General features: G+C 71.5%; 17 protein-coding genes and 1 riboswitch. Of the genes, 4 read left to right on the top strand and 13 right to left on the bottom strand.

Features of this window, described 5'->3' with window-relative positions; all coding sequences use genetic code 11:
- From ACWD4O_RS29210 to ACWD4O_RS29200, 3 genes are all read right to left on the bottom strand, one after another.
- A partial coding sequence (locus tag ACWD4O_RS29210; protein ID WP_451284332.1) for a Cgl0159 family (beta/alpha)8-fold protein occupies positions 1 to 239 on the bottom strand: 239 nt, incomplete at its 3' end.
- A 4-nt stretch (positions 240 to 243) separates the two neighbouring features.
- Positions 244 to 1,212, bottom strand: a complete 969-nt coding sequence (gene iolC, locus ACWD4O_RS29205; RefSeq protein WP_451284331.1) for a 5-dehydro-2-deoxygluconokinase — start codon at positions 1,210 to 1,212, stop codon at positions 244 to 246.
- Positions 1,213 to 1,395: 183 nt separating this feature from the next.
- Complete coding sequence (locus ACWD4O_RS29200) at positions 1,396 to 2,310, bottom strand: AraC family transcriptional regulator (RefSeq protein WP_451284329.1); 915 nt, start codon at positions 2,308 to 2,310, stop codon at positions 1,396 to 1,398.
- 138 nt (positions 2,311 to 2,448) lie between these two features.
- Here ACWD4O_RS29200 and ACWD4O_RS29195 point away from each other — a divergent pair, with 138 nt between their 5' ends.
- Positions 2,449 to 3,207 (top strand): nuclear transport factor 2 family protein, encoded by a 759-nt coding sequence (locus ACWD4O_RS29195; protein WP_451284327.1) that lies wholly within the window; start codon positions 2,449 to 2,451, stop codon positions 3,205 to 3,207.
- A 46-nt stretch (positions 3,208 to 3,253) separates the two neighbouring features.
- Here the strand turns inward: ACWD4O_RS29195 and ACWD4O_RS29190 are convergent, their stop codons facing one another.
- Both ACWD4O_RS29190 and ACWD4O_RS29185 read right to left on the bottom strand, forming a co-directional pair.
- Positions 3,254 to 4,243: a macro domain-containing protein gene (locus ACWD4O_RS29190; RefSeq protein WP_451284325.1), complete on the bottom strand. Its 990-nt coding sequence runs from the start codon at positions 4,241 to 4,243 to the stop codon at positions 3,254 to 3,256.
- A gap of 157 nt (positions 4,244 to 4,400) precedes the next feature.
- Complete coding sequence (locus ACWD4O_RS29185; protein WP_451284323.1) at positions 4,401 to 5,306, bottom strand: NAD-dependent protein deacetylase of SIR2 family; 906 nt, start codon at positions 5,304 to 5,306, stop codon at positions 4,401 to 4,403.
- A 263-nt stretch (positions 5,307 to 5,569) separates the two neighbouring features.
- On the opposite strand from ACWD4O_RS29185, the gene ACWD4O_RS29180 reads away from it, so the two are divergent.
- Positions 5,570 to 6,694, top strand: coding sequence for a HoxN/HupN/NixA family nickel/cobalt transporter (locus ACWD4O_RS29180; protein WP_451284321.1), 1,125 nt, complete (start codon positions 5,570 to 5,572; stop codon positions 6,692 to 6,694).
- A gap of 7 nt (positions 6,695 to 6,701) precedes the next feature.
- Here the strand turns inward: ACWD4O_RS29180 and meaB are convergent, their stop codons facing one another.
- Genes meaB through ACWD4O_RS29165 form a run of 3 tightly spaced genes read right to left on the bottom strand, consistent with a single transcriptional unit; the run spans position 6,702 to position 11,736 of the window.
- The gene (meaB, locus tag ACWD4O_RS29175) at positions 6,702 to 7,721 is read right to left on the bottom strand and encodes a methylmalonyl Co-A mutase-associated GTPase MeaB (protein WP_451284320.1); all 1,020 of its coding nucleotides are present in this window, start codon (positions 7,719 to 7,721) and stop codon (positions 6,702 to 6,704) included.
- A 14-nt stretch (positions 7,722 to 7,735) separates the two neighbouring features.
- On the bottom strand, positions 7,736 to 9,913 hold the full coding sequence (scpA, locus tag ACWD4O_RS29170) for a methylmalonyl-CoA mutase (RefSeq protein WP_451284339.1): 2,178 nt from the start codon (positions 9,911 to 9,913) through the stop codon (positions 7,736 to 7,738).
- A 14-nt stretch (positions 9,914 to 9,927) separates the two neighbouring features.
- On the bottom strand, positions 9,928 to 11,736 hold the full coding sequence (locus ACWD4O_RS29165; protein WP_451284318.1) for a methylmalonyl-CoA mutase family protein: 1,809 nt from the start codon (positions 11,734 to 11,736) through the stop codon (positions 9,928 to 9,930).
- A gap of 173 nt (positions 11,737 to 11,909) precedes the next feature.
- Here ACWD4O_RS29165 and ACWD4O_RS29160 point away from each other — a divergent pair, with 173 nt between their 5' ends.
- A complete protein-coding gene (locus tag ACWD4O_RS29160) occupies positions 11,910 to 13,007 on the top strand; it encodes an enoyl-CoA hydratase/isomerase family protein (protein WP_451284316.1) in 1,098 nt (365 codons plus the stop codon).
- A gap of 24 nt (positions 13,008 to 13,031) precedes the next feature.
- Here ACWD4O_RS29160 and ACWD4O_RS29155 read toward each other — a convergent pair whose 3' ends face one another.
- The 5 genes from ACWD4O_RS29155 to ACWD4O_RS29135 form a co-directional block, all read right to left on the bottom strand.
- Positions 13,032 to 13,841 (bottom strand): ABC transporter ATP-binding protein, encoded by an 810-nt coding sequence (locus ACWD4O_RS29155; protein ID WP_451284314.1) that lies wholly within the window; start codon positions 13,839 to 13,841, stop codon positions 13,032 to 13,034.
- Between the two features lie 24 nt (positions 13,842 to 13,865).
- On the bottom strand, positions 13,866 to 14,930 hold the full coding sequence (locus tag ACWD4O_RS29150; RefSeq protein WP_451284312.1) for a FecCD family ABC transporter permease: 1,065 nt from the start codon (positions 14,928 to 14,930) through the stop codon (positions 13,866 to 13,868).
- The gene (locus ACWD4O_RS29145) at positions 14,927 to 15,964 is read right to left on the bottom strand and encodes an ABC transporter substrate-binding protein (RefSeq protein ID WP_451284310.1); all 1,038 of its coding nucleotides are present in this window, start codon (positions 15,962 to 15,964) and stop codon (positions 14,927 to 14,929) included. The genes ACWD4O_RS29150 and ACWD4O_RS29145 overlap by 4 nt, the downstream gene beginning before the upstream one ends.
- 42 nt (positions 15,965 to 16,006) lie before the next feature.
- Positions 16,007 to 16,211, bottom strand: a riboswitch (cobalamin riboswitch).
- 60 nt (positions 16,212 to 16,271) lie between these two features.
- Positions 16,272 to 17,168: a citryl-CoA lyase gene (locus ACWD4O_RS29140; protein ID WP_451284308.1), complete on the bottom strand. Its 897-nt coding sequence runs from the start codon at positions 17,166 to 17,168 to the stop codon at positions 16,272 to 16,274.
- Positions 17,165 to 18,328 carry a CaiB/BaiF CoA transferase family protein gene (locus tag ACWD4O_RS29135; RefSeq protein WP_451284306.1) on the bottom strand — a complete coding sequence of 388 codons (1,164 nt, stop codon included), beginning with the start codon at positions 18,326 to 18,328 and terminating at the stop codon, positions 17,165 to 17,167. Before ACWD4O_RS29135 ends, ACWD4O_RS29140 begins: the two co-directional genes overlap by 4 nt.
- Before the next feature lie 174 nt (positions 18,329 to 18,502).
- Here ACWD4O_RS29135 and ACWD4O_RS29130 point away from each other — a divergent pair, with 174 nt between their 5' ends.
- Positions 18,503 to 19,342 carry an IclR family transcriptional regulator domain-containing protein gene (locus ACWD4O_RS29130; RefSeq protein WP_451284304.1) on the top strand — a complete coding sequence of 280 codons (840 nt, stop codon included), beginning with the start codon at positions 18,503 to 18,505 and terminating at the stop codon, positions 19,340 to 19,342.
- Positions 19,343 to 19,349: the final 7 nt, after the last annotated feature.

Here is a 19,349-nt window from a genome sequence, read left to right as displayed (position 1 = left end):
CCCGGCCGCTCCAGCGCGACGCACAGCCGGTCCAGCAGCTCGAAGCGGTCGGCCATCGCGTTCGGGTCGCCGCCGACGCCGTTGGCGCCCCGCGCTGGATGGTCCGCGGCGACGATCATGGCCTTGCCGTGCTCGCCCAGCAGCGAGGCGGCCTTCACCCGGCGCGCGGCGGCGGCCGCGACGGCGGCGGGATCGCTCACCCGGGCGGCTACGATCCGGCTCACGTTCTCGGACAGCACGTCGTCACGCCTTTCGTTCGGAGGAGACGAGGGACGCCTCACGGAGCTTGGCCTCGACCTCGGCCTCGGTAGGCATCGCCTCGGAGCAGGCCAGCCGCCCCGCCACGATCGCCCCGGCCGCATTGGCGAAGGACAGGGTGCGCCGGGTGTCCCAGCCGGCCAGCAGCCCGTGGCACAGCGCGCCGCCGAAGGCGTCCCCCGCGCCGAGCCCGTTGACCACGTCCACCGGGACCGGCGGGATCTCGACGGCCGAGCCGTCCCGGTCCATCGCGAGCACACCGCGCGGCCCCTGCTTCACCACCGCCAGCTCCACACCCGCCGCCAGCAGCGCCTTCGCCGCCGCATACGGCTCCCGCTCACCGGTCGCCACCTCGCACTCGTCGAGGTTGCCGACCGCCACCGTCGTGTGCCGCAGGGCCTGCGCGTAGTACGCCCGCGCCTCGGACGGGTCCGACCAGAACATCGGCCGCCAGTCGAGGTCGAAGACGGTGGAACCGGACTTGGCCCGATGCGCCAGGGCCGCCAGCGTCGCCGACCGGCTCGGCTCCTCGCACAATCCGGTCCCGGTCACCCAGAAGATCGCTGCGTCCCGCACCGCCTCCAGGTCCAGCTCACCCGGCTCGATGTCCAGGTCGGGAGCCTTCGGCAGCCGGTAGAAGTACAGCGGGAAGTCGTCCGGCGGGAAGATCTCGCAGAACGTCACCGGCGTCGGCGCGACATCCGACACCCCCACGAACCCCGCGTCGACCCCGTACCCCTCCAGAGCCGACCGCACGAACTCGCCGAACGGATCCCGGCCCGTCTTCGTGATCACGGCCGCCGAACGCCCGTACCGGGCGGCGGCCACCGCCACGTTCGTCGGACTGCCGCCCAGGTACTTGCCGAACGAAGTGACCTCCGCCAGTCCCACGCCTGTCTGGAGCGGATACACGTCCACCCCCACGCGACCCATGGTCAGCACTTCGAACGGCATCACGCACGTATCCCTTCGCTCCGGGGGACCCCCGGGGAGTTGTCACACGAGGACTGCACTGCCGCGCTCTACTAGCGCGCTCTAGTGCGAGTACGATGACTCCTGTCCAAATGTCATGTCAATAGCTTGTTGCTGGGAGATTTCGGCGCTCAGCGCGCCGGCCCTGCGCGGGAGGTCTGTGCCTCAGCGCTGTGTGTCGCGGAAGGTGCCCGGGGTTCGGTCCGTCGCGCGGGTGAAGAACTTGCTGAAGTTGGTCGGCTCGGTGAAGCCCAGGCGGTGGCTGATGGCGGCGACTGGCAGGTCCGTGTGGGCCAGGAGGCGCTTGGCCTCCAGGGTGACGCGGGCGTCGATCAGCTGCTTGGCCGTGTGACCGGTGGCGCGTTGGCAGGCGCGGTTGAGCGTCTTGAGGGAGTAGCCCAGCCGGGCGGCGTAGTCGTGCGCCTGGCGCAGGACGGCGTACGACCGTTCCAGTTCGTGGCGGAAGAGGCGGTACGGCTCGGTGCCGGTGCCGGTGCCGGTCCCGGTGCCAGGACCGGTGCGCGGCGTGTCCTCGGGCTCGGGGAGGCGGGCGATGCGCAGGAGGAGGGCGGCGAGGAGCAGGCGTAGCAGCTCTTTGTCCGTCTCGGGGTCCTGGGCGTCGGCGTACTCGGTGGCGAGGTCGGTCAGGGCGTGGCGCAGGCGGGCGTGGTCGTCGGGGGCCAGCTGTCGGCGGGCCGGGCCGAACGGGTCGTCGGTCACCGGTGCGGTCGAAGGGAGCCGGGGCGGGAACTCGGGGGTGAACAGCACGACCGTGGCGTCCAGGGCGGCGGGGCGGCCGTCGGGCTCCGTGGCCAGGCGCTGCACCTGGCCGGGACGGATGTGCAGGAGCGTCCCGGGCCCGCAGGGGATGTCGACGAAGTCGACCATGGCCGTGCCCTCGCCCCCGTGGACCAGGGTGAGGTGATGGAAGTCGAGCCGGTGCACCCGGTTGAACTCACTGCCCGGCAGGCGGTCCCTGAGGTCGGCGAAGCCGAGTACCTCCAGCCCCAGATCCGGCCGCGCCGGGTTGCGGTAGCCGCGCTCGATCACCGGAGGCTGTCCCATTTCGACCATAGCCATGCCTGACTCTACCGTGCCCAAACGCCGGCATCCGGCGAGAGTGGAGCACGGGCCGGTGGGCAAGATGGCGCAGGATGCCCGCGAATGCCCGCCGGAATGTATGAGCATGTATGGAAATGAATAGATCGGAGTCGGGTCGTGAGCAACAAGGAAATCGTCGTCCAGGCCACAGGCGAGCTGTTCGGCAAGAAGGACCCCGGTGCCGTGGACCGCTGGGTGTCCGATGACTACCGTCAGCACAGCAGCCTGGCCGCGGACGGGCCCGAGGCGCTGCGCCAGCTGGTGACGGGTCTGCCGGAGGGTTTCCGCTACGAGGGCGCCCGGGTGATCGCCGACGGGAACCTGGTGGCGCTGCACGGTGTCTACCACGGCTTCGGCCCCGCGCCGCTGGTCGCCTTCGACCTGTTCCGCGTCGACGCGAACGGCAGGCTCGCCGAGCACTGGGACGCGCTCACACCGCTGGTCACGGTCACCGCCTCCGGCCGTACGCAGACCGACGGGCCGAGCGCTCCGAGCGATCCCGACGCGACCGAGGCCAACCGCAAGCTGGTGACGGAGTTCGCGGAGCGGGTCCTCAAGGGCGCCGACTACTCGGTGCTGACCGACTTCATCTCCACCGAGACCTACCGTCAGCACAACCCCGAGGCCGCCGACGGCCTCGACGGCTTCGGCGCTGCCGCCGCCAAGTGGGCCGAACACGGCAAGAACCTCGTCTACAAGACGATTCACCGGGTCGTGGCCGAGGGTGATCTCGTACTGCTGCAATCAGAAGGCGAGTTCGGAGTGCCGGTCGCCTACTGGGACCTCTTCCGGGTCGCCGACGGCAGGATCGTCGAGCACTGGGACGTCATCGCCCCGGTCCCGACCGAACTGCCGCACTCCAACGGCCTGTTCTGACGGGACTGTCCGGGACTGGCCCTCACCGGCACCGCACGTGTCGGCATCACCGGCCGGGGCCGCTGTCGGGGGCGCCCGCCAAGAGGGTTTCGTAGGCGGTCCGGTCGTCCTCGCCGAACACGGTGAAGACCACGCGGTCCAGCCGTCCCGGGTGGGTGTTCAGCCAGTCGGCCACGGTCCGCAGCGCGATGCGAGCGGCCGGGGCTTTGGGGAAGCGGAACACGCCGGTGCTGACGGCGCAGAACGCCAGGGTGCGGACGGTGTCCACCTCGGCGGCGAGGTCCAGACAGGCACGGTAGGCCGACGCCAGCGCCTGCTCGTGCGGCGGGCGCAGGGGACCGTCGACGATGGGGCCGACGGTGTGCAGAACGTACCGGGCCGGGAGATGGTAGGCGCGGGTGATCTTCGCGGTGCCCGTCGGTTCCGGCGCGTTCTGGCTGCTCATGACGGTGTGACAGTCCTCGCGCAGCCGCGGGCCCGCGGCGCTGTGGATGGCATTGTCGATGCAGGGGTGCTGGGGGACGAAGCAGCCCAGCAGAGCGCTGTTGGCGGCGTTGACGATCGCGTCGGCGGCGAGGGCGGTGATGTCGCCCTGCCAGAGTACGGTCCGGTCGGCCGCCGGACTGCGCGTGCCGGGGAAGCTCTGGGCGACGGTGGGGAGCGTGCGCGCGTCGGCGGCGGGACGGGCAAGGCGTTCGCCGCCGAGCAGAGCGTCCAACTCGGCTGTCACGCCGTCGGGCAGCGGGCCGGGGGCGCGGACGGTCAACAGTGCCCTCAGCGCCTGGCGAGCCGTTCCGAAGTCGGCGTCGCGAAGGCTTCGGACGGTGTTCGCGTCGAGTCCGAGCCGCCGCACGGCCGGGTCGACGCCGAGCAGACCGAGCGCCTCTCGGACATGCCCGAGAAGCCGGTCGGCCGGGGCGGGCGGTGCGACCGGTCGGAACGGCCGGTCCAGTGAGACGGCCGCACGGTAGGCGTCCAGGGGCAGTGCGACCGGGGTTCCCGCGAGATGCGGTGGGCCGGGGCGAGCATTGGTCATGTCTCAGCCTCGGATGCCTGTAGTGCCTGTAGTGCCTGTAGTACCCGTGGTGCCCGTGGTGTCTCGGGTGCCGTGGACGACGTCGGCCAGTCGGCGGGCGACGCGCCCGCCGAGGCGTCCTGTGGCGCCGGTGACCACCACGGTCGGTGCGGACAGATCAGTCATGGCAGAGGTCGCTTTCCGTCAGTGCGTCGCGTGCGTCGCGTGCGTCGAGTGTCTCGCGTGCATCGAGTGCGTTCAGGAGCCGGTCCGCGCCGAACGGTACGGACAGGGCCCGGTCTCCGAGATCGGCGGGGACCTCCGGGCGATCGGGATTGACCCGTACCAGGCGGGCCCCTGGAGTGTGGCGTACGACGTTCTCGGCGGGCCGGCGAATCACGCCAGGAGTATGGAAACCGGCACCGATTTCCAGGACGAGCAGGCGGGAGCCGGCGGGCGTGTCGCCGAGCCACCGCATCAACCGGTCCCCGGCGGGCATGTACGCGCCGTCGACGAACTCGGGACCCACGCGCACGTTGGGGAAGACCTCCGCTCCGCAGTGGGGGCAGACGGGCAGGACGGCCGGGTCGGTCACCCGCCCGGTGGCCGGGTCGTACGCGGCGCGGATCCGGTCGTAGAGCGGCTGGGCGTCCCAGGTCTCCTGGCTGCAGGGCACGGTGCACTGCAGCCGGCCGTAGTCGCCCTGGGGCGTGAAGACCCGTGCCGGCTCGAAGCCGTTGCGGGCGAACAGGGCGTCGACGTTCGACGTCATGACCCAGTGATCGCGGTCGCCGACGAGCGCGCGCAGCTGCCGGTACAGGGAGTTGGGCCGGGACCCGAACCGGATGTCGTCGATATGGACGGCCCAGTAGCCCCACATCATGTCGGGCGGCAGCGGCACGCCCAGCAGGTACCGGGAGCGCAGCCCGAGCCGGTACAGCGCGGGGAACAGTTCCTTGAAGCGTTCGACGTCGCCGTAGTCGTACCCGGCGGCCGCGCTCAGACCCGCACCGGCCGCGACCAGGATGCGGTCGGCGTCGTCGAGCCAGGTACGAAGCGTCCGGGCGTCGTTCTGGATGGTCATCTGTGGGGGCCCTTTCCGCCGCGGCGGACATGCCTGCCCACGGCTTGACCCAACGTAAGGGGAGGAAGGGGCCGCTTACCCGGTCGGATCGCGACCGGCCATGGTCGGAAGGGGACAGTCTGCGGCGCGTGGCGCATCTGCGCGTTGGGCGAAACCTGGTGCTGCCTTTGCCGCGCCATTCTTGTACCTGCAAACTATGTGCAGAAACCTTGTGGGTGCGGCTGAAAACAGTCGTGCGTCCACGAGTAAGGCCCACGCACCGCATGAACCGCACCCGTACATCGATGAACCGCATCCGTACATCGATGACCCGCAAGGAGTGGGCGAGCCTCGGCGGGATGGCCGCGTTCATCCTGGCGCTGCACATCATCGGCTGGTTCACGCTCGTGGCGATCGTCGCCCCCGAGCACTACCACCTGGGCACCAGGACGTTCGGCATCGGGATCGGTGTCACCGCCTACACCCTCGGCATGCGGCACGCCTTCGACGCCGATCACATCGCGGCGATCGACAACACCACCCGCAAGCTGATGAGCGAGGGGCAGCGGCCCATGTCGGTCGGCTTCTGGTTCTCCCTCGGCCACTCCAGCGTCGTCTTCGCCCTGACCTTCCTGCTCTCCCTCGGAGTCAGGGAACTGGCCGGGCCGGTCGAGGACGACGACTCCGCGCTGCACAGCGTCACCGGCTGGATCGGCACCAGCGTCTCCGGAGCGTTCCTCTACCTGATCGCGATCATCAACCTGGTGATCATGGTGGGGATCTGGAAGGTCTTCCGGCAGATGCGCTCCGGCCGGTTCGACGAAGCCGCCCTCGAAGAGCAGCTCGACAACCGGGGCCTCATGAACCGCCTCCTCGGCCGACTGATGAAGTCGATCACCGAGCCCTGGCAGATGTATCCCCTGGGCGTCCTGTTCGGCCTCGGCTTCGACACCGCCACGGAGGTTGCGCTGCTGGTGCTGGCCGGTTCGGGCGCGGCCTCCGACCTGCCCTGGTACGCGATCCTCTGTCTGCCGGTCCTGTTCGCGGCCGGCATGTCGCTGCTCGACACGATCGACGGCTCGTTCATGAACTTCGCCTACGGCTGGGCCTTCTCCAAGCCCGTCCGCAAGGTCTACTGCAACCTCACCGTCACCGGCCTGTCCGTCGCCGTCGCGCTCATCGTCGGCACCGTCGAACTCCTCGGCCTGATCGCGGACCAGGCCGATCTGCACGGGCCGTTCTGGGACCGGGTGTCCGGCCTGGACCTCAACATCATCGGCTATGTCATCGTCGGTCTCTTCTTCGCCACCTGGGCGGTCGCCCTGCTGGTGTGGAAGATCGGCCGCATCGAGGAGAAGTGGACGACGGGCCTGGCCCGACCCGCCGCCACCGAACAATGCGACGCCTAGTCCGCGCCTAGTCCCGCTCCTGGCCTGTCTGTGGGCCGAAGGCGGGCCCCTGTCGGCCGAAGGCGGCCAGGATGCGTTCGGCGGCCAGGGTGGCCGTCAACTCGCCCTCCCTGACCTGCTGTTCCAGGGCGGGCGCCAGGGACCGTACCGCCGGATCGGCGTGCAGACGGCCCAGGAGGTCGTCGCGGACCATGTTCCAGGTCCAGTCGACCTGCTGGTCGCGGCGTTTGGCGGCGAGCCGACCGGTGGAGTCCAGCAGGGTGCGATGCTGTTCGATCCGCTCCCAGACGGTGTCCAGGCCGGATCCCTCCCGCGCACTGCAACTCAGCACCGGCGGGGCCCAGAACGCGTCCGCGCCGTGCATCAGGCGCAACGCGCCCGCCAGTTCACGTGCGGCGGAGCGCGCGTCGCGTTCGTGCGGGCCGTCCGCCTTGTTGACGGCGACGACGTCGGCCAGCTCCAGGACGCCCTTCTTGATGCCCTGCAACTGGTCGCCGGTGCGGGCGAGGGTGAGCAGCAGGAACGAGTCCACCATGTTGGCGACGGCCGTCTCTGACTGGCCGACGCCGACCGTCTCCACCAGCACCACGTCGTAGCCCGCCGCCTCCATCACCACGATCGACTCGCGGGTCGCCTTCGCCACCCCGCCCAGCGTTCCCGCGGTGGGGGAGGGGCGGACGAAGGCCGCGGGGTCCACGGCGAGGCGTTCCATGCGGGTCTTGTCGCCCAGGATGGAGCCGCCCGTACGACTCGACGACGGATCGACGGCCAGGACGGCCACCCGGTGCCCGAGCCCCGTCAGCATCGTGCCGAACGCGTCGATGAACGTCGACTTGCCCACGCCCGGCACCCCGCTGACGCCGATCCGCCGCGCCCGCCCGCTGTGCGGCAGCAGCTCGGTCAGCAACTCCTGCGCCAGCGAACGGTGTTGGGGACGGGTGGACTCGACGAGCGTGATGGCGCGGGCGATGACCGCCCGCTTGCCGTCGAGTACACCCTTCACATACGTGTCGAGGTCGAGTGCCATGGTCCGCGCGGGCCTCAGAGTTCGTGCCCGAGACCGGCGGACAGCCGCTCGACGAGGTCGTACGCCGCGTCCGGGATCACCGTCCCGGGCGGGAACACGGCCGCCGCGCCCATCTCCAGGAGCGTGGGCACGTCCTGCGGCGGGATCACCCCGCCGACCACGATCATGATGTCCTCCCGGCCCTCCTCGGCGAGCTGCTCGCGCAGCGCCGGCACCAGGGTGAGGTGCCCGGCGGCCAGCGAGGAGACCCCGACGATGTGCACGTCCGCCTCGACGGCCTGCCGGGCCACCTCGCCCGGCGTCTGGAACAACGGGCCGACGTCCACGTCGAAGCCGAGGTCGGCGAACGCGGTCGCGATCACCTTCTGGCCGCGGTCATGGCCGTCCTGGCCCATCTTGGCGACCAGGATGCGCGGACGGCGCCCCTCGGCCTCCTCGAAGGAGTCCACCAGCGTGCGGGTGCGTTCGACGGACGGGGACTCGCCTGCTTCGTTGCGGTACACGCCGGAGATCGTACGGATCTGGGTCGCGTGCCGCCCGTACACCTTCTCCAGGGCGTCGGAGATCTCCCCGACGGTCGCCTTGGCGCGGGCCGCGTTCACGGCCAGCTCCAGCAGGTTGCCCTCGCCGCCGGCGGCCCGGGTGAGCGCGTCCAGCGAGTCCTGGCAGGCCCGCTCGTCGCGCTCCGCCCGCAGCCGCCGCAGCTTCTCGATCTGCTGGGTGCGCACGGAGGAGTTGTCGACCTTGAGGACGTCGATCGCCTCGTCGGTCTCGACGCGGTACTTGTTGACGCCGATGACCGGCTGACGGCCGGAGTCGATGCGGGCCTGGGTACGGGCCGCGGCCTCCTCGATGCGCAGCTTGGGGATGCCCGCGTCGATGGCCTTGGCCATACCGCCCGCCGCCTCGACCTCCTCGATGTGCTGCCAGGCCCGGCGGGCGAGGTCGTACGTGAGCTTCTCGACGTACGCGCTGCCGCCCCACGGGTCGATCACCCGGGTGGTGCCGGACTCCTGCTGCAGCAGCAGCTGGGTGTTGCGGGCGATGCGCGCCGAGAAGTCGGTGGGCAGGGCGAGCGCCTCGTCGAGGGCGTTGGTGTGCAGCGACTGGGTGTGGCCCTGGGTCGCCGCCATCGCCTCCACGCACGTACGCGTGACGTTGTTGAACACGTCCTGCGCGGTCAGCGACCAGCCCGAGGTCTGCGAATGGGTGCGCAGGGAAAGGGACTTGGAGTTCTTCGGGTCGAACTGCTTCACCAGCCTGGCCCACAGCAGCCGGGCCGCGCGCAGCTTGGCGACCTCCATGAAGAAGTTCATGCCGATCGCCCAGAAGAACGACAGCCGGGGCGCGAACGCGTCCACGTCCAGGCCCGCCTCCCGCCCGGCCCGGATGTACTCCACGCCGTCCGCGAGGGTGTACGCCAGCTCCAGGTCGGCCGTCGCGCCCGCCTCCTGGATGTGGTACCCGGAGATGGAGATCGAGTTGTAGCGCGGCATCCGCTGCGAGGTGAAGGCGAAGATGTCGGAGATGATCCGCATCGACGGCTTCGGCGGATAGATGTACGTGTTGCGGACCATGAACTCTTTGAGGATGTCGTTCTGGATGGTCCCCGCGAGCTTCTCCGCGGGCACGCCCTGCTCCTCCGCCGCCACGATGTACAGCGCGAGGACGGGCAGCACCGCGCCGTTCATCGTCATCGACACGGTCATCTTGTCCAGCGGGATGCCGTCGAAGAGCTGCCGCATGTCGAGAATCGAGTCGATCGCCACGCCCGCCATGCCGACGTCACCGGTCACCCGCGGGTGGTCGCTGTCGTAGCCGCGGTGCGTGGGCAGGTCGAAGGCGACGGACAGGCCCTTCTGGCCGGCGGCCAGGTTGCGCCGGTAGAAGGCGTTGGACTCCTCGGCGGTGGAGAAGCCCGCGTACTGGCGGATCGTCCACGGCTGGTTGACGTACATCGTCGGGTACGGGCCGCGCAGATACGGGGCCATGCCCGGGTGGGTGCCCAGGAAGTCCAGGCCCTCCAGATCCTGCCCGGTGTAGAGCGGCTTGACCGCGATGCCCTCCGGGGTCTCCCAGAGCAGGTCGTCCCCGTCGGCGGCCCGCTTGACGGCCGAACGCCACTCGTCGGGGCCGCCGTCGGCGGTCGGGGTCCCCAGCTCGATGCCGGAGAAATCGGGGATCGCCCCCATCGGACGGTCTCCCATCAGGACACTCCCATACGGTCGAGGGCGGCGGAGAGGACGGCGACCGCGTCACATCCCGCGAAGACGTAGCTGTCCACCCCGGAGTACTGCCCAGGGCGGCCCGCCAGGAACACGTGCTCGGCGCCCGCCGACCTGAGTTCCGCGGCGATCGACTCGGCCTGCTCCCCGTACAGCGCGTCGCTGGAGCACAGACAGACCTCACGCGCCCCGCTCTCCTCGAACCCGCCCTCCGTGACGGGCTCGATGCCGCCCGCCTGGAACAGGTTGGCGGCGAAGGTGAGCCGGGCGGTGTGCGCGGCGGCCGGGCCGAGGGCGGCCAGATGGACACGGGGACGGGCGCCGGTCGCGGCAAGGTGGGCGTCGGAACGGGCGCGCAGCGCCTCGAACGCCTCGTCGCGCCGCACGCGCGGCAGACCGCCGGACGGCGGCTCGGGCGCGGGCGCACGGACGACCGGCTTCTCCGCCAGGTGCGGGAACTCGCTGACGCCGGTGACGGGTTCGCGGCGCTTGGCGAGCTTCGCGCTGCGCACCGACCACGTCTGTGCCAGCCGCTCACGGATCAACCCCGAACGCAGCGCGGCCGCCTGGCCGCCGGCCTGCTCGATGCCCTGGAAGAACTCCCAGCCCGCGTGGGCGAGTTCGTCGGTGAGCCGCTCCACATACCAGGAGCCGCCCGCCGGGTCGATCACCCGGGACAGATGGGACTCCTCGATGAGAATCGTCGAGGTGTTGCGGGCGATGCGCCGCGCGAACGCGTCCGGAAGACCGAGGGCGTCGTCGAAGGGCAGCACGGTGACGGCGTCCGAGCCGCCGGCCCCGGCGGCCAGCGTGGCGATCGTCGTCCGCAGCATGTTCACCCACGGGTCGCGCCGCGTCATCATCACCGGCGAGGTCACCGCGTGCTGGCGCTGTGCGCCCGCCCCCGGGGCCCCGCAGACCTCGGCCACCCTGGCCCACAGCCGGCGCGCCGCCCGCAGCTTGGCGATGGTCAGGAACTGGTCGGCGGTCGCCGCGTACCGGAACTCGAGCTGCGCACACGCCTGATCGACGCTCAGCCCGGCCTCGGTCAGCTCCCGCAGAAAGGCGACCCCGGTCGCCAGCGAGCAGCCCAGCTCCTGGGCGGCCGAACCGCCGGCCTCGTGGTACGGCAGCGCGTCCACGGTCAGCGCCCGCAGCCCCGGGTACCCCTCGGCGCACCGCCGCGCGAGAGCGGCCGTCGGTGCGAACTCCAGCGCCTCGCCGGTACGGGCCTCGTGGCCGAGCGGATCCGCGCCCAGGTTCCCGCGTACGGCCTGCGCGCCGAGGCCCCGCTCCGCGTAGAGCCGCAGCAACTCGCCGGCGGCGGACTCGACGTCACGGCCGGCGTCGAGGACGACCGGCGCCAGATCGAGATAGACGCCGTCCAGGACCCGGCCGAGCGAGGAGACCGGGATGCCGTCGCCGCCCACGACCAGCCAGAGGGAGGTGACGCCGTTCTCCAGGTCGGCCAGGACCGCGCCGCCGTCCGCCGAGGCGTGCCGCTGGCGTACGTCCCAGCCGCCGACGGTGTTCCCCTCCGCCCGGCCCCCGCGCACGAACGGGGCGAAGCCGGGCAGGCCGGGATCCGGGGCGGTCTCGCGCGCGGTGTAGAGGGGTCGGGTGCCGAGCCCGTCCTCCAGCAGGGTGGACAGGGCGTCTTCCGCCGCCGCTCCGGAGACCTCCTTGCCCGACTTGCGCAGGACACCTTCCACGAGACGTTGCCATTGTTCACGTGTCGTGTCGGGGAACTCGGCGGCGAGCGAGAGCCCGTCGTCAGGCAGCACTGTCATGCTCGGATGCTAGGCCAGATCGCCAAAGGCGCAGCAGAGCGCATGGCTGTGAGTTTGTTCTCCCGAAAAGTGTGGCCCGGGTCACTCTTCCGGCCTGTCCCTAGGATTCCTGGCAGAAACCGACGAGATCACGCGTGTCATCGTGGCGCGCGGCCCCTGACGGAGGCGTACGGATGAACGGCCCGACCAGCGCGACGAGCGCGAGCAGCACCTCCGAGGCGACCGCCGGAGAGGAGCCCGTCCTGCTGCACACCGCCGGACGGGCGGCCCACATCACCCTCAACCGCCCCAGGGCCCTCAACGCCCTGAACCATGTCATGGTGCGCCGCATCGACGAAGCGCTCACCGCCTGGGAGCACGACCCGGCCGTCGAGACCGTCGTCATCACCGGCGCCGGGGAGCGCGGCCTGTGCGCGGGCGGCGACATCCGCGCCGTCCACGACGACGCCCGTGACGCGGACGGCACCGCCGCGGCCGCGTTCTGGCGCGACGAGTACCGCCTCAACGCGCGCATCGCCCGCTACCCCAAGCCGTACGTCGCCGTCATGGACGGCATCGTCATGGGCGGCGGAGTCGGCGTGTCCGCCCACGGCAGCGTCCGTATCGCCACCGAGCGCTCGCGCATCGCCATGCCCGAGACCGGCATCGGATTCGTCCCGGACGTCGGCGGCACCCACCTCCTCGGGCTCGCCCCCGGCGAACTGGGCACCCACCTCGCGCTGACGGGGGCGCAGATCGGCGCCGGGGACGCGGTGCTGTGCGGGCTGGCCGACCACTACGTACCGTCCCCGTCCCTGCCCGACGTGGTCGGCGACCTCGCCCGTCTGCCCGTCGGGGAGGCCCTCGCGCGTCATGTGCAGCCTGCTCCGGAGGGGGAGTTGGCCGGTCAGCGGGAGTGGATCGACGACTGCTATGCCGCCGACACGGTCGAGGAGATCGTCCGGCGGCTGCTCGCGCACGGCGACCCGGTCGCGAAGGAGGCCGCGCAGACCCTGCTCGCCAAGTCGCCCACCGCACTGAAGGTCACGTTGACCGCACTGCGGCGGGCCGGTCGGCTCGGCTCGCTGGAGCGGGTGCTGGAGCAGGAGTACCGCGTGTCCTGCGCGGCCCTGTCCACCGCCGACCTGGTCGAGGGCATCCGCGCCCAGGTCATCGACAAGGACCGCAACCCGCGCTGGTCGCCGGCCACCCTCGCCGAGGTCACCGACGCCGACGTCGAGCGCTGGTTCCGCCCCCTCGGCGGACGACCGGAACTCGGGCTCGACAGCTGAGTCGAGAGCCCGGCCGACCGGCGCTCACTTCCCGGCGACCGTCCCCAGGAAGCGGATGTACGGCCGGTCGCCGGGGCCGGGGTGGGTGACCGTGGCGCGTACCCCGTACACCTCGGCGATCAGGGACTCGGTGAGGGTGGCGGCAGGGGCGCCGGCGGCCACCACGCGGCCCTGCCGGAGCACGACGACCTGGTCGCAGTACATGGCCGCCAGGTTCAGGTCGTGCAGGGCGACCACGCTGGTGACGGGCAGTTCGGCGACCAGGTTCAGCAGGTCGAGCTGGTGCTGGATGTCCAGGTGGTTGGTCGGTTCGTCCAGCAGCAGTTCGCGTGGCTCCTGGGCGAGGGCGCGGGCGATCTGGACGCGTTGGCGTTCCCCGCCGGAGAGCGTGTGCCAGGGCTGGTCCAGGCGGTCGGTGAGTCCGGTGCGTTCGAGAGCGGTGCGGACGGCACTCTCGTCCGCCGCGGTCGTCGGCGTCCAGGCGCGGCGGTGCGGGACACGGCCCAGGCGGACCACGTCGGCGACGGTCAACTCGACCAGGGTGTCCGCCTGTTGCTCGACGACGGCCACGCGCCGGGCGACGGCTCGGCGACCCCAGTCGCCCAGCGGGCGACCGTCGAGCGTCACGACGCCCGAGGCGGGGGCCAGGACCCCGGACAGCAGCCGCAACAGGGTCGACTTCCCCGATCCGTTGGGGCCGAGCAGCCCGGTCACGGAGCCGGGCCGGGGGGCGAGGCTGACGCCGTCGAGGATCAGCCGTCCGTCGGCGGAGCGGCTCACCCGGTCGGCGGCGAGGGTGGGCGACGCGTCCACCCCGTCGTGCGTCTCGCTCACCGAGTCCACCTCATCGCGTCCACCTCATCGGGTCCCCCTCGTGCGGTACAGGACCAGGACGAACGCCGGGACGCCGACGAGCGACGTCACCACGCCCACCGGCACCTCCTGCGGGTCGAGGACGGTACGGGCCAGGGTGTCGGCCCACACGAGGAACACCGCCCCGGCGAGCGCACTCACCGGCAGCAGCCGGGCATGTCCGGGTCCGACCAGGGCGCGGGCCGCGTGCGGCAGGACCAGGCCGACGAAGCCGATCGCGCCCGCCGCGCTCACCAGCACGGCCGTCAACAGGGCGGTCACGCACAGCAGCACCAGCCGGGTCCGGACCACCGCGACCCCGAGCGTGGCCGCCGCGTCCTGGCCGAAGGCGAAGGCGTCCAGGGTGCGCGCGTACCCGAGGCACACCGTCAGGGCGAGCACCAGCACGGCCAGGCAGAGCCACACCTCGGTCCAGCCGGCCCCGCTGAGCGACCCGAGCAGCCAGAACAGCACGCCCCGGGTGGTCTCCGCGTCGGCCGCCGTCAGCACGACGAACGAGGTCACGGCCGAGAACAACTGCATCGCGGCCACACCGGACAGCACCACCCGGTCCGTCGTCCCGCCGAGCGTGTGACTGAGCAGCAGCACCAGCGCGAACGAGCCGAGCGCGCCCGCGAACGCGCCCCCCGACACGGACACGACGCTCCCGCCGACCCCGAGGACGACCACGACGACGGCCCCGGTCGACGCGCCGGAGGACACCCCCAGGACGAAGGGGTCGGCCAGCGGGTTGCGCAGCAGCGACTGCAGCACCGCCCCGCACACGGCGAGCCCGGCGCCGCACACCGCGGCGAGCAGGGTGCGCGGCAGCCGCAGGTTCCAGACGATGCCGTCCCGGATGGGGGACAGGTCCGAGACGCCCCAGCCCAGGTGGGAGGCGACCGTGGACCAGACGTCGCCGACGCCGATGTCCGCCGGCCCGATGGTGATGGCCACGGCGACGGAAACGGCCAGCACCGCGAGTCCGGCGACCGGGCCGGCCAGGCCCCGCAGCGCCCCGGCGGCTGCCCGCAGCCGTCGGACCCCGGGCGACCGCAGGGCGGTGGTCATCCGGCGAGCCCGTACGCGCGCAGCGCCGCGGCGACCTTCTCCACGCCCTCGACGGTGCGGATCGTGGGGTTCATGGCCTGCCCGCTGAGCAGCACGTAACGCTTCTTCCGCACCGCGTCCATGTTCTTGGTCGCCGGGTTGGACTCCAGGAACGCGATCTTCCGCGCGGCGGTCTCGGCCGTCTGCGACTTACGGGTGAGGTCGCCGATGACGAGCACGTCGGGGTTGCGGTCGGCGACCGTCTCCCAGTTCACCTGCGGCCATTCCTGCGTGCTGTCGTCGAAGACGTTCTTCGCGCCGAGCGCGTTCGTGACGATGCCCGGCGCACCGCAACAGCCCGCCAGATAGGGGGACTCCTGGTTCGCGAACCAGTACAGGACGGTGGCGTCCGCGGCGTCGATCCCGGACGTGGCCTCGGCCACCCGGCCCTCGAGCTGGGTGACCAGCTTCTCGCCGCGCTCCGCCACCCCGAAGATCCGCGCCAGTTCGCGCACTTCGCGGTACACGGTGTCCATGGCCAGCGGCTCGGTCCGCGAGCCGTCGCCGCCGCCGCTGTTGTCCTTGCCCTCGCAGTCGGCGGGCGAGAGGTACGTCGGCACCCCCAGCTCCTCGAACTTGTCGCGGGGGGCCACTCCGCCCTTGCTCAGCGTGGAGGCGAAGGAGGAGGCGACGAAGTCCGGCTCGGCGTCCAGCACCTTCTCGAACGACGGCTGGTTGTCGGCGAGCCGCGGCACCTTAGCGTCGGCCTTCTCGAGCCCCTTCATGACCGGGTCGGTCCAGGTGGCGGTGCCCACCATGCGGTCGGCCAGGCCCAGCGAGAACATGATCTCGGTGGTGCCCTGGTTCAGTGAGACGGCCCGCTCTGGAGGGGCCCCGACGGTCACCTTCTGCCCGCAGTTGTCCAGCGTGACGGCCTTCGCCGACGCGCCGGCGCCCGAAGCCCCCTCGGACGACGAGCCCGGACCACAGGCGGACAGCAGCAATGCCCCGGACAGGAGCAGGACGGAACAGCGGGCGGGACGTGACAGATGCACGAAGCGGCTTCCTAGGCGTCGAGGCCCATGCGCGGGGCCCGTTCGGACGGTCGGCTGCCAGCAGGTCTTCGGACTCGGGATCACCCCGGCGGGGCACCTTCCCAGACCCGGCCATGGCCGTCGTCCAGTGGTTGCCGCCCCGCCCGTCACCCTCACCGCTGCGCGTCAGTTCCGGACTCCCACCGGATTCCCTGACCCGTGCACGCGAACTACCGCGTATACGAATACGACTGGCGTTCGAAAATTACCATGGCATTGCCTGCTCGCCCCACGTACCCCCGATGCCCCCGATGCCCTCCGGTCGGTCCTACGGCGCTTCGTCAGGGACGTAGTGGGCGTTGCGGTCGACCGAGCGGTAGATGTCCGGGGCGATGGGCCGGCGCAGTTCCTCGGCGAGATGCCCGAGGAGTCCGGCCGCCCGGGCGAGCAGCGCGAAGCCGCGCAGCAGCTCGACGGGGAGCCCGAGATCGGCGAGCGCCGCTCCGCACACTCCGGCGCCGTTGAGGGGCAGCGCGCGGCCGAGGACGTCCGGCGCCGTCCGCCCGACGGCCTCGAACAGGGCGAGGTGAGGGCCGTAGACCCCTTCCTCATGCGCGATACGGACGATCACCGGTGTCCGTGGGTCGCCCTCCTTGTGCACCGGGTGGCCGAGGCCGGGCACGAGCTGTCTCGCCGCCTTGCGTTCCGTCAGCGCTTCTCGTGCCAGCGCATCCCAGTCCGCGTCGGTGGTGGGAAGGGGCACGCCCGCCGCGCCCGCTGAGCCCGCCGCGCTCGCCGCGCTCGCCTCCGCGAGCACCTCGGCGAGGAAGCGGCCGGTGTCCTCGGTGACGCCCAGAAAGCGGGAGCCGCCGCCGAGCAGCCCGGCGGCGAGGGCCCCTTGCACGGACTCCGGCGCGGAGTACAGGGTCATGCGTGCGGCGATCGCGGTGGGCGTGAAGCCGTGGTCGGCCAGCGCGACCAGCACCGTCTCGAAGAGCCGCACCTCGCCCGCGGTGGGGCGGCGTCGGGCGGCCAGCCAGAACGCGAGTTCGCCGAAGCCGACCTGGCCCATCAGGTCTTCCGCCAGGTTCTGCCCGAGGAGGCTGATGGTGGCGGCGTCCGAGGTCCCGAGACCGGTCGGATACCGGGGCTGGGGCTGGGGCTGGGATTGTGATTGGGGCTGGGGCTGGGGCTGGGGCTGAGGTTGGGGCTGTCCGGCGGTCATCGATCCGCTTCCTTGTCCGTCGCGAGCCAGGCCCGTAGCTCATCGCCGTGCTGGTCGAGGGCGGGCGGCGGAAGGTCGTGCCGGGGCGGGGTGCCGCTGAAGGTGATCGGGTTGCGGATCATCGGCACGGAGTCCGGCCCGCTGCCCAGGGCGACCACCGGGTCGAGCCCCAGGTCCGCCGCGAGCGCGACGCCTGCGTCCACGTGGTTGATCGGTCCGCAGGGCACACCCGCCGCGGACAGTCTTCTGAACCACTCGTCCGCCGGGCGCTGTTCGAGCTTGGCGACCAGGAGCGGACGCAGTTGCTCGCGGTTGCGGGTCCGGGCCTCGTTGCCGGCGAACCGAGGGTCCTCGACCAGCTCGTCCAGGCCCAGTTCGACGCAGAGCCTGCGGAACTGGCCGTCGTTGCCCGCGATGACGATGAGGTCCTTGTCGGCCGTGGGCAGCGGTTCGTAGGGAAACAGGCTGGGATGCGCGTTGCCCATCCGGTGCGGGACGACACCGCCGGCCACCTGGGCCGAGGTGTGGTTCACCAGGCCCGACAGCGCGGAGGAGAGGAGGTTGACCTCGACGTGCTGTCCGGCCCCGGTCGCGTTGCGGTGGTTGAGCGCGGCCAGGATCCCGATGGCGGCGTGCATGCCGGTCATCACGTCGAACACCGAGATCCCCGCCCGGTACGGCGGACCGTCCGCGTCCCCGGTCAGGCTCATGAGTCCGGACGCCGCCTGGACCAGCAGGTCGTAGCCGGGCAGCGCGGCCCCGCCGGCCGTGCCGAACCCGCTGATCGAGGTGTAGATCAGCCCGGGGTTGTCCGTGCGGACCGTCTCGTAGTCCAGACCGAACCGGGCCAGACCGCCCGGCTTGAAGTTCTCGATCATGATGTCCGCGCGCGAGACCAGTTCCTGGGCCAGCCGCAGATCCTCGGTGTTCTTGAGGTCCAGGGCGAGGGAGCGCTTGTTGCGGTTGACGCCGAGGTAGTAGGTCGACACCCCGTCCCGGACCGGCGGCATCCAGGTGCGGGTGTCGTCGCCGGACGGCGATTCCACCTTGATCACCTCGGCCCCCAGGTCCCCGAGCAGCATGGTGGCGTACGGCCCGGCCAGGATGCGGGAGAAGTCGGCGATCAGCAGCCCGTCGAGGGCGCCGGCTGTGACGGTCATCGAACGACACCTTTCACCGTGTCCGGCAGGCGGACCAATGTCCGCCAGTGTGGTTCCTCGGTCCGTCCACTGTCAATCATGAGAGGTGTGGGCGCGAGAAGCGGCGATACAGTGGCGGACAACCATCCGGTGGGCGGCGCTTCGGCCCGTCCGCCCAGCTCGCGGATATCTCGTATGTATCTCGCATCCACGGAGGGACGAAAGATGCGCCGGGACACCGGTCCTGACTTCATCGAGGCCCTCGCGAGAGGGCTCGACGTGCTTCGGGGCTTTCAGCCGGGCAGGCCGTGCATGACGCTGAGCGAGGTCGCCGCCGAGGCGCAGCTGGCGAGGCCCACGGCGCGCCGGATCCTCCTCACGCTCCAGGAACTGGGGTACGTGCGCAGCGGCGAGGGCGGTTTCTCGCTGACGCCCCGGGTGCTCGAACTCGGGATGACCTACATCGGCTCGCAGAGCATCTGGGAGCTGGCCGAACCGCACCTGCGCGCCCTGGTGGCCCGGACCCGGGAGTCGTCCTCGCTCGCGCAGCTCGACGGCTCCGACATCGTCTACGTCTGCCGGGTCGCCATGCCCAAGCTGGTGACGCTGTCGGTGACCATCGGCACCCGCTTCCCCGCCGCGCAGACCTCCCTCGGCAAAGTGCTGCTCGCGGCCCTCGACGAAGCCGAGCTCGACCGGGTCCTCGCCCTGCCCGGCAGGTCGGGCGTCGAGCCCCGGCACCGGCCGCAGCGCGAGGAACTCGACGAGATGCTGCGTGACGTACGGGCCAAGGGGTGGGCGGTGACCGACGAGGAACTCGCCCTCGGCATCCGGTCCGTCGCCGTGCCCATCCGCAACGGCCAGGGCCGGACGGTCGCGGCGGTGAACGTGAACGCCCACGCCGCCGAGACCTCGGTCGAGCACCTCATGGAGCACCACCTCCCCCCGCTGCTGCGCACCGCCGGCGACATCAGCTCGGACTGGGCGGCCTGGGAAGGGCGTCCCATCGCCACGCTCGCGCCCCGGGCCGGCTGAGACCCGG

The organism is Streptomyces sp. NPDC002623 (genome assembly GCF_053592635.1).
Note: the sequence above shows the minus strand (reverse complement) of the source record. Positions and strands in the feature narration are given on the sequence as shown.